The following is a 1707-nucleotide window of genomic DNA, read 5'->3' as shown; positions in this document are numbered from 1 at the left end:
GGTCGCGCGCGCCGCCGTCGGCGTCGAGGCCGGCCAGCTCCTTGAACCAGTCGCGCGGCAGCAGTGCCGGTACGCCCAGCACGCCGGCGTAGGCGCTGGCGGCGGCGCGCGACGGATCACGGCGCCAGGCGTCCACCAGCGCCAGCAGGTGGTCGGCGTCGAGGTCGGGCTGGTCGCACAGCAGCACCAATGCGCCGTCGCAGGCCGGCGACAGCGCCGCCAGGCCGTCGCGCAGCGACGCGCCCATGCCGTGCTGCCAGTCGGCGCAGCGCACCGGGCGCAGGGCCAGCGTGGCGACGCCGGCCAGCACGGCGTCGGCGTGTGCGCCCAGCACCAGCACGGCGTCCGCCGGCGCGGTTTGCAGCGCCAGGCGCGCGGCGCGGTGCACCAGGCTTTCACCGCCGAACTCCAGCAGCTGCTTGGCCTGCCCCAGCCGTTTCGAGCCGCCGGCGGCCAGCAGCAGCACGCCGTGGCGCGGGGCAGGGCTCATCGGCGCGTGTTGAAGTGGCGCTGCAGGTCGGCGGCGATGGCCAGGGCGATGGCCTCGGGGCCTTCCCCGCCCAGCGGCAGGCCGACCGGGGCATGCAGCCGCGGGCGCAGGGCGCCGCGCTGCGTTGGCGACAGTTGGGCCAGCAGTTCGTCGCGGCGGCCGGGCGGGCCCAGCAGTCCCACGTAGGGCACGGCGGCCGGCGCCAGCGCGCCCAGCGCTTCGAGGTCGGTGCTGGCCAGGTGCGTCATCACCAGCGCTGCATCCGGGGCCTGCGCCAGGGTGGCCAGGAAGGCCGCCGGGCGGGATTCATGGCGGCTGTCGGCATCGCCCAGCCGCTGGGCATCGAGCAGGGCGGGGCGGTGGTCGGCCACGGCGGTGAGCCAGCCCAGGCTGCGCGCCAGCCGCAGAACGATCGGCGCTTCGGGGCCGGCGCCCAGCAGCAGCAGCCGGGGCGGCGGCGCGATGCGCAGCCGGGCGAAGGGGGTGTCTTCCCAGGTGTGCAGGCCGTCCGGCGCGGTGCGCAGCGATTCGGCCAGGGTGTCTTCGCCGCCGAACGCGTCGTCGTCCGCGCGCCAGGCCAGGCCGCGGCCGGCATCACCCTCATCCACCACCAGCGCCAGATCCAGCGCGACGCCGTCGGCGTGCGCGGCCAGCAAAGCGTCGAACAGCGGACGCGGGGCCGAGGTGATCGGCCACGCCAGCACCCGCATGCGCCCGCGGCAGCCCGAACCGGAGCCGAACACCAGGTCGTCTTCACCGCGCGTGTCAAACACCGCTACGCCGATGCGGTCGTTGGCCAGCACCTCGCGCGCCAGGGCGTCGAGCGCGGGCTCGAGGCAGCCGCCGGAAATCGCGCCGACCCGTTCGCCGTCGTCCGCCACCAGCGCCAGCGCGCCGGGCTTGCGGTACGTGGACCCTTCGGTGTCGGTCACCAGGGCGAGCGCGAAGGGTCGGCCCTGTTGGCGCAGCGCCAGCGCGCGCGCCAGGACGCCGCGGTTGCCGCCGATCACGCTCATGCCGGTGCCTGCGCGGTCATCGCCGCCTGCAGCGCTTCCCAGGGCAGCAGCGCGCAGCGGTGGCGGGTGGCGTGCGCGGCCACGCCGGTCAGCGGCGCCAGTGCGCCCAGCCCCTCACCGTCACCGGATGCGATGCCCTGGCGCAGCGCCGCGTGGCGCCGCGCCACGTCGCCGGCGTCGCGGCCGACGGCTTCGCAGGCC

The 1707-nt window shown here is 76.7% G+C and carries 3 protein-coding genes; all 3 read right to left on the bottom strand.

What is annotated here, in order from left to right; all coding sequences use genetic code 11:
* Nucleotides 1-490 (bottom strand): nucleotidyltransferase family protein (locus tag K0M70_RS05195; RefSeq protein WP_290780198.1); only part of this gene is annotated, 490 nt, incomplete at its 3' end.
* A complete protein-coding gene (locus tag K0M70_RS05190) occupies nucleotides 487-1506 on the bottom strand; it encodes an XdhC family protein (protein WP_290780196.1) in 1020 nt (339 codons plus the stop codon). The genes K0M70_RS05195 and K0M70_RS05190, both read right to left, overlap by 4 nt.
* A partial coding sequence (locus K0M70_RS05185; RefSeq protein ID WP_290780194.1) for a hypothetical protein occupies nucleotides 1503-1707 on the bottom strand: 205 nt, incomplete at its 5' end. The genes K0M70_RS05190 and K0M70_RS05185, both read right to left, overlap by 4 nt.

Source organism: Arenimonas sp. (genome assembly GCF_019459675.1).
Taxonomy (GTDB): domain Bacteria; phylum Pseudomonadota; class Gammaproteobacteria; order Xanthomonadales; family Xanthomonadaceae; genus Arenimonas.
This window is presented reverse-complemented; position numbering and strand designations above follow the sequence as displayed.

Bases quoted from the DNA above. Each gene is read 5' to 3' on its own strand.
- K0M70_RS05190 (WP_290780196.1), bottom strand. From the start codon at position 1,506: ATGAGCGTGATCGGCGGCAACCGCGGCGTCCTGGCGCGCGCGCTGGCG.